Consider the following 7,520-nt stretch of genomic DNA (forward strand, 5'->3'; position numbering starts at 1 on the left):
TGATTCCGTACGGTGATCTCGATCGGCAGCGACGCCGAAGACATGTGGAGGGATGATGGCGGAGTTCCTCGGCCTGGGGCTGACGCACTACCCGCTGCTCGCAGGGACCGACGAGCACATGGCCGGCCTTCTGCGCTGGACGCTGACCGACCCGGGTATCCCGACGGAGCTGAAGGACCCGGCCTCCTGGCCGGAACGGATGCGACGGGAGTGGGGCGAAGACAGCGGGACCGCCGCGGCCGCCACCCATCGCGCCGAGCTCGTCGAGCACCTCGCGCGCTGCCGGGCCGAGCTCGACGCCTTCCGTCCCGACCTGGTGGTCGTGTGGGGCGACGACCAGTACGAGAACTTCCGCGAGGAGGTCGTGCCGCCCTTCTGCGTGCTGGCCTACGACGACCTCGAGGTCCCGGCGTTCGAAGTGATGAACGAGCGCGGCAGCCCCAACGCCTGGGGCCTTCCGGACGACTTCGAGATCACCCTGCACGGCGATGCCGCGACGGCCCGGCGCCTGACGAACACCCTGATCGGGACGGGCTTCGACATGGCCTACTCCTACCGCAAGCGGGCGGGGGCGCATTTCCCGCACGCTATCCTCAACACTCAGCTCTTCCTCGACTACGACGCCGCCGGGTCCGAGTTCCCGTACCCGCTGCTGCCGATCACTGTGAACTGCTATGGCCAGCACGCGATCGCGCGCAAGGGTGGGTTGGCGCGGTTCGCCGACATCGCCGACGAGCAGTTGGATCCCGTCGGTCCTTCGCCGTCCCGCTGCCTGGACCTCGGCGCTGCCGTCGCACGGGCCTTCGCCGACTCCGACCTGCGGGTCGCGCTCGTGGCCTCGTCGAGCTGGTCGCATGCCTTCCTCACCGACAAGCTCTGGCACCTGCGCCCGGACACCCCGGCCGACGAGCGGCTGTACGAGGCCTTCCTCGCCGGCGACGTCGACACCTGGCGCGGGGTCAGCGGCGCCGAGATCGTCGACGCCGGACAGCACGAGATGCTCAACTGGTTCTGCCTGCTGGGGGCGGTGCACGAGTTCGGGCTACCGCGTGACTGGTCCACCTTCGTGACCACCGACGTGTTCAACTCCAACAAGTGCTTCGCCGTCTTCAAGGCGCCCGCCGAGGTGGGCGTCGGGACGGCGGGACGGGACGTCTCATGACCGCGGCAACGACCGCCGACCTCGTGCAACGCAATCGGATCGCCGTGCCCGGCCTCACCGCCGAACCGATCGACACCTTCTACCTCGAGGCCGGCAACGGCGCACCGGTCCTGCTGCTGCACGGCTCCGGTCCCGGGGTCTCGGGCTGGGCGAACTGGCAGCACACGATCCCCGGTCTCGCCGAGCGCTTCCGCGTCCTCGCGCCGGACACCGTCGGCTACGGCGCGACCTCACGGCCCGACGACGTCGTATATTCGTTGCAGACCTGGACCGATCACATCATCGGATTCATGGACGCGCTGGGCCTGGACCGGGTCTCGGTCGTCGGCAACTCCCTCGGTGGGCGGATGTCGCTCGACATGGCGGAGCGGTATCCGGACCGGGTCGAGCGGATGGTGCTCATGGGCTCGCCCGGGGTGGGGATGGCCGTCACGGACGGGCTGAAGGCTCTGCGGGCCTACGAGCCGTCGCCCGAGAACATGCGTGCTCTGCTGCTGGACTATTTCGCCGTCGACAAGTCGATCATCACGGACGAGCTCGTGCGCATCCGATACGAAGCCAGCGTCGAGACGTTCGGCGCCTACCGCGCCATGTTCACCGACCCCCGGCACAAGGGCAACGAGCTGGGCATCACCGAGGAGCAGGCGCGCGCCATCCCTACGCCGTCGCTACTCGTCCATGGGCGGGAGGACAAGGTGGTGCCGCCGGAGGTGTCGTGGACGATGCTCCACCTCCTCCCGGACGCCGACCTGCACGTGTTCGCACGGTGCGGGCACTGGACACAGATCGAGCGCGCAACGGAGTTCACCGGGCTGGTGTCGGACTTCCTCCGGGCGTGAGTCCGGCCGGGGCTCGCCCGTGCCGTGCATCGTTGCTACCGTTTGGTCTGACCTAAAGATGTTTGGTGTTCTGCGGAGGTCCCACCATGCCGTCGGCGTCGTCCCTTCCGCCCACCCCGTCGCGGCGCCCGTGCTGAGCACGACGATCACCCCGCACGGACGTCCGGAGGAGTTGTTCGCCGTCGCGCCGCTGACCGCGGGTCGAGGCTGGGCGGCGGGGGCGATGACCCTCGGCGCCTGGCTGGAGGACGGCCCCGACCGCGGCGACGCCGGACGCGTGTCGGCGTCCGGTGCCCTGGGCGTGCTCCTGGACGACGTGGTCGGCCAGGCCGTGCTGTCGTGCATGCCTGATGATCGGTGGACGGTCACCACGGAGCTGAGTCTGAACTTCCCGCTCCCGTTGCCCACCGCAGGTCGGGTGCTCGCGGAGTCGAAGGTGGTGCATGCCGACGCCGCCGGGGGAACCGCGGACGGGCGCGCCGTGCACGAGGACGGGACCGTCGTCGCGACGGCCACGGTCTGGGGGCAGGCGGTGCCCGGGGTCCCGGCGCTCGGCGGTCCGGCGACGGGCGGTGAGGACCGTCGTCGAGCCGGCCTCCTCGGCGCACTCGGCGCGCGCGAGGTGGACGGAGGTGGCCTCACGGTGGAGCCGTCGCCATGGCTGGACAATGCCCAGGGCGTGACGCACGGCGGCATCCTGGCCTGCCTGGCCGAGATGTGCGGCCGGCGAGCGGCGTCCGCCGTGCCCGGGGGTCGCGTGCCGTGGCGCACCTCGTCGGTACACGTCGTCTACCTCCGCCCGGCCATGGGTCCGTTGACCGTCGTGCCCGAACCAGTGCACGTCGGGCGGTCCCTCGCAAGCATCCGCGTCCGGGTCATCGCGGCGAGCGCGAAGCCCGTCGCGAACGCGTCCGTCCTCCTGCGGTCGTCGGCGTCCGCGGAACCGGCCGGGGCGGGTCTGGCGTGAGTGAGGGGAGCCGAAGGCTGATCACCGGCTACGGACTGACGATCTTCAGCGGTGGACGGGGGGCGGAGCGCTACGCCCGCCTCGGGAGGCTGGCCCGCGAGGCCGAGGAGGCGGGCTTCGAGGGGGTCTGGGTGAGCGAGCTCTACAACCGGTCCGCCACGGTGCCGATGGCCACGCTGGCCGCGGCGACCTCGCGGGTGCTGGTGGGCTCGAACATCGCCTACGGTCCCGGCCGCTCGCCGTTGATCTGGGCCGCGGAGGCCCGCGACCTCGACGAGCTGTCCGAAGGACGCCTGGTCCTCGGCCTCGGCACCGGAACCCGCGGGATGCTGGAGAACTGGCTGAGCGTGAGCGGGGAATCGCCCGCGGCCCGGACGGTCGAACTGGTCGAGGTGCTGCGCAAACTGTGGCGCCTGCACGAGGGACCCGTCCGCCACGAGGGCCGCTTCTACACCGTCAACGTCACTCCGACGACGGAGACCCCGCCGCCGTTCCAGGAGCACCTGCCGATCTGGACCGCGGGCGTCAACCCCGGCATGGTCCGCGCGGCGGGACGGGTCGCGGACGGCCTGGTCGGCCATCCGATGTTCACCCGCCGCTATCTCGACGAGGTCGTCCGGCCGGAGCTGGCAGAGGGCGCGGTCGCCGCAGGTCGGAGTCTCGACGGGTTGCAGGTGATGGGAATCCGGATCTGTGCCGTCGCCGACAGCGAGTCGGACCTGGAGGAAGCCCGCCGGCGCGCGGCCTTCGCCATCGCACAGTACGCCGCCTCGCGCGTCTACGATCGGCTGTTCGCCCTGCACGGCTGGACCGCCGAACAGGAGCGAATCCGGAAGGCGGCACGCGCGAAGGACACCGCTGGGATGGTCGCGGCGGTGCCGGACGCCGCGATCGACGAGTGCACGATCGTCTGCACAGCCACCGATCTGCCCGTGGTGGCGGCCCGGCATGCGGAGCCGGTCGACCATCTCGTGCTGACCCCGCCTCCCTGGGGGCTCGACGCCGGGGAGACCGATCAGGCGACGAGTCGCATCGTTGCGGCGATGCGTCCCGCCCTTTCCCCGCGTCCCGCCCTTTCACCGCCGAGGTGATTCTTGTGCCCGAACCGATCGCGGTCGACGTCCACGCGCACCATCTGGGTACGGACGTGCCGGAGCCCGGTCCCGACGACCCGTCGGCGCCTCGACTCGTGGTCGACTCCGAGTCCGCAGGTCGGATCATGCTCGGTGACGTCACCTTCCGCGCGGTGACGTCGATTCTCTGGGATGTTGAGACCCGTCTGCGCGAGATGGACGAGGCAGGGGTGTCCCACCAGGTCGTCTCGCCGGTGCCGGTCACCATGGAACACGCCTGGTCTCGGGCCACCGACCCGGCGTACGCGAAGGCGATCAACGACTCGGTGGCGGCAGCATGCGACCGGTCCGGCGGGCGGCTGTGGGGTCTGGGTTGCCTGCCCCTCGCCGACGTAGGTGAGGCACTCGACGAGCTAGCCCGCTGCCTCGGCCTGGGGTTGCGCGGGGTGGAGATCGGCAGCCGGGTCGGCGAGCTCGACCTCGACGCACCCGAGCTCGATGCCTTCTGGGCCGCCTGCGACCGCAGCGGCGCCGCCGTGCTCGTCCACCCGATCATGGGCGGACAAGGGGTGGTCCGGCGCGCGGGTCAACCCTACGACCTGGGCCTCGGAATGCTGACGGACACCGCGATCGCCGCGTCGTCCCTCGTCTTCGGAGGAGTTCTCGAGCGCCACCCGAACCTGCGGGTGGCCCTCGCGCACGGCTGCGGCGCCTTCCCGTGGGCCTACCCCCGGTTACGGGTCGCCGCGGGCCTCGGGGGCAGGGGCGACCCGTCGGTGTGGGACGCACTGACGCGCCGCCTGTACGCCGACACGCTCGTGTTCGACGACGAGCATCTTCGGCTGCTGGTCCACCGGTTCGGTGCAGACCGGCTGCTCCTGGGCAGCGACACCCCGTTCTTCGCCGATCAGGTGGCGAAGTCGATGCGGTCCGTCGACGAGGCTGTCGCTTCGGGCGCCCTGCCCACGGACGCCGGCCACGCGCGTCTGGCACGTAACGCGATGGACTTCTTGGGCCTGGGTTCCTGAGCCCGGACGCCGCGGGTCGCCGCGGCTGGATCACCACTGTTCGCCCATCACGGAAGGACGACCATGCCGAAGGGCATACAGCAGGCCGCCGAGCGGCTGCTCGAGGCCGCGCGCACCCGCACCCCGTGCGCGCCCGTGCGCGACGTGCTGCCGGACGGGAGCGCTGAGACTGCCTACGCGGTACAGAACATCCTGACCGCCCGGTCGCTCGACGACGGCCGCCGGATCGTGGGCCGGAAGGTGGGTCTCACGTCACCGGCCGTGCAGCGTCAGCTCGGCGTCGACCGCCCCGACTTCGGGGTGCTGTTCGCCGACATGGAGATCGCGGACGCCACCGTGGCCGACTCCGGCCGGCTGCTCCAGCCGAAGGTGGAGGCGGAGATCGCCTTCGTCCTGGCCGCCGACCTCGACGCCGTCGACCTCGACGCCGCGGCGGTCCGGTCCGCCACTGCACACGTGGTGGCCGCGCTGGAGATCGTGGACAGCCGGATCGCCGGCTGGGACATCACGTTCGCGGATACGGTGGCCGACAACGCCTCCAGTGCACTGTACGTGCTCGGGACCGAGCCGACCGACCTCGCTGGGCTGGACCTGACGACGGTGCGGATGGAGCTCGTCGACGGAACCGGCGCGACGATGAGCGAAGGGACCGGGGCCGCGTGCCTGGGTGATCCGGTCGAGGCGGTGCTGTGGCTGGCCCGGACCTGCCGGGATCTCGGGGCACCGCTGCGGGCCGGGGAGATCGTGCTGTCCGGCGCTCTCGGGCCGATGGCGCCCGCGGCGGCGGACGGCGTCTACACCGCGCGCCTGTCGGACCTCGGCACCGTGTCGGTCGGCTTCTCGGGCACCGCCCTTCGGCCCGGTGACCGTGTAGCCCCCGAACGCCCGCTGGGCGTCTCGAACTGAGGGACACACGCCATGAAGACGAAGGTTGCGATCCTCGGGTCTGGCAATATCGGCTCGGACCTGATGATGAAGGTCGTCCGGCTGTCGGAGACGCTGGAGATGGGCGCGATGGTCGGCATCGACCCCGCCTCCGACGGGCTCGCCCGGGCGCAGCGCCTCGGGTGCGCCACCACCGCCGAGGGCGTGCGTGGGCTCCTGGGGCTGCCGGTGTTCGACGAGATCGGGGTCGTCTTCGACGCGACCTCGGCCAAGGCACACGTCGCCAACGCGGTCCTGCTGGAGCCACGTGGCAAGATCCTCGTCGACCTCACGCCGGCCGCGATCGGGCCGTTCGTGGTGCCGGCGGTCAACCTCGAGCAACACCGGGACGCGCGGAACGTGAACATGGTGACCTGCGGCGGGCAGGCCACGATCCCGATCGTCGCCGCGGTCTCCCGGGTCACCGACGTGCTGTACGCCGAGATCGTCGCCTCCATCGCCTCGCGCTCGGCCGGCCCCGGCACCCGGGCCAACATCGACGAGTTCACCGAGACCACCTCGAAGGCGATCGAGGTCGTCGGCGGCGCGCGGCGCGGCAAGGCGATCATCGTGCTGAACCCGGCCGAGCCGCCGATGATCATGCGGGACACCGTGCTGTGCCTGGCCGCTGGCGGCGATCCGGAGGAGATCACCGCCTCGGTCACCGCCATGCACGCCGAGGTCGCCCGCTACGTGCCGGGCTACCGGCTCAAGCAGCAGGTCCAGGTCGATCCCGTCCCCGACGACGAACCCCTCCAGACCCTGATTGGGGACGCGCCGCGGCCGCGCTGGCGGGTGTCGGTGTTCCTCGAGGTCGAAGGCGCCGCGCACTACCTGCCCTCCTACGCCGGCAACCTCGACATCATGACCTCGGCCGCACTGCGCACAGCCGAACAACTGGCGACTGCGCAGCTGGAGGTGACCCGATGACCCGGCTCTACGTCCAGGACGTCACCTTGCGGGACGGCATGCACGCCGTGCGGCACCGGATGACCCCGGAGAACGTCCGGACCATCGCCGCCGCGGTCGACCGGGCCGGGGTGTCCGCGATCGAGGTAGCGCACGGCGACGGCCTGGCCGGAGCCAGCCTCACCTACGGCCCGGGCAGCAACACGGACTGGGAATGGATCGCCGCGGCCGCGGAGGTCGTCGAGCACGCCGTGCTGACCACCCTGCTGCTGCCCGGCATCGGCACGATCGAGCAGCTGCGGACGGCCTTCGACCTGGGCGTGCGCTCGGTGCGCGTGGCCACCCACGCGACCGAGGCCGACATCGCGATCCAGCACATCGAGACCGCCCGCGAGCTCGGGATGGACGTGTCCGGGTTCCTGATGATGTCGCACATGGCCCCCGCCACCGACCTGGCGGCCCAGGCGAAGATCATGGAGAAGGCCGGCGCGCACTGCGTCTACGTGACCGACTCCGGTGGCCGGCTGACCATGCGCGACGTCCGTGATCGGGTCCGCGCCTACCGCGACGTCCTGGAGCCCACGACCCAGATCGGCATCCACGCTGTCTCTTATACAC

8 protein-coding genes are annotated in these 7,520 nt (G+C 71.1%); all 8 read left to right on the plus strand.

The annotated features are described in order from the left end of the window. Positions 1–55: 55 nt before the first annotated feature. A complete protein-coding gene (locus LWC33_RS23890) occupies positions 56–1,162 on the plus strand; it encodes a DODA-type extradiol aromatic ring-opening family dioxygenase (protein WP_233306695.1) in 1,107 nt (368 codons plus the stop codon). Next, positions 1,159–2,001, plus strand: a complete 843-nt coding sequence (locus tag LWC33_RS23895; protein ID WP_233306696.1) for an alpha/beta fold hydrolase — start codon at positions 1,159–1,161, stop codon at positions 1,999–2,001. The genes LWC33_RS23890 and LWC33_RS23895 overlap by 4 nt, the downstream gene beginning before the upstream one ends. A 130-nt stretch (positions 2,002–2,131) precedes the next feature. After that, positions 2,132–2,968, plus strand: coding sequence for a PaaI family thioesterase (locus LWC33_RS23900; protein WP_233306697.1), 837 nt, complete (start codon positions 2,132–2,134; stop codon positions 2,966–2,968). After that, positions 2,965–4,059, plus strand: coding sequence for an LLM class flavin-dependent oxidoreductase (locus LWC33_RS23905; protein ID WP_233306698.1), 1,095 nt, complete (start codon positions 2,965–2,967; stop codon positions 4,057–4,059). Before LWC33_RS23900 ends, LWC33_RS23905 begins: the two co-directional genes overlap by 4 nt. 5 nt (positions 4,060–4,064) lie before the next feature. Next, a complete protein-coding gene (locus tag LWC33_RS23910; protein ID WP_233306699.1) occupies positions 4,065–5,069 on the plus strand; it encodes an amidohydrolase family protein in 1,005 nt (334 codons plus the stop codon). A 63-nt stretch (positions 5,070–5,132) separates the two neighbouring features. Then, positions 5,133–5,975: a 2-keto-4-pentenoate hydratase gene (locus LWC33_RS23915; RefSeq protein WP_233306700.1), complete on the plus strand. Its 843-nt coding sequence runs from the start codon at positions 5,133–5,135 to the stop codon at positions 5,973–5,975. 12 nt (positions 5,976–5,987) lie between these two features. Then, the gene (locus tag LWC33_RS23920; protein WP_233306701.1) at positions 5,988–6,923 is read left to right on the plus strand and encodes an acetaldehyde dehydrogenase (acetylating); all 936 of its coding nucleotides are present in this window, start codon (positions 5,988–5,990) and stop codon (positions 6,921–6,923) included. After that, a partial coding sequence (gene dmpG / locus LWC33_RS23925) for a 4-hydroxy-2-oxovalerate aldolase (protein WP_233306702.1) occupies positions 6,920–7,520 on the plus strand: 601 nt, incomplete at its 3' end. The genes LWC33_RS23920 and dmpG, both read left to right, overlap by 4 nt.

The organism is Pseudonocardia terrae (genome assembly GCF_021343995.1).
GTDB lineage: Bacteria > Actinomycetota > Actinomycetes > Mycobacteriales > Pseudonocardiaceae > Pseudonocardia > Pseudonocardia terrae.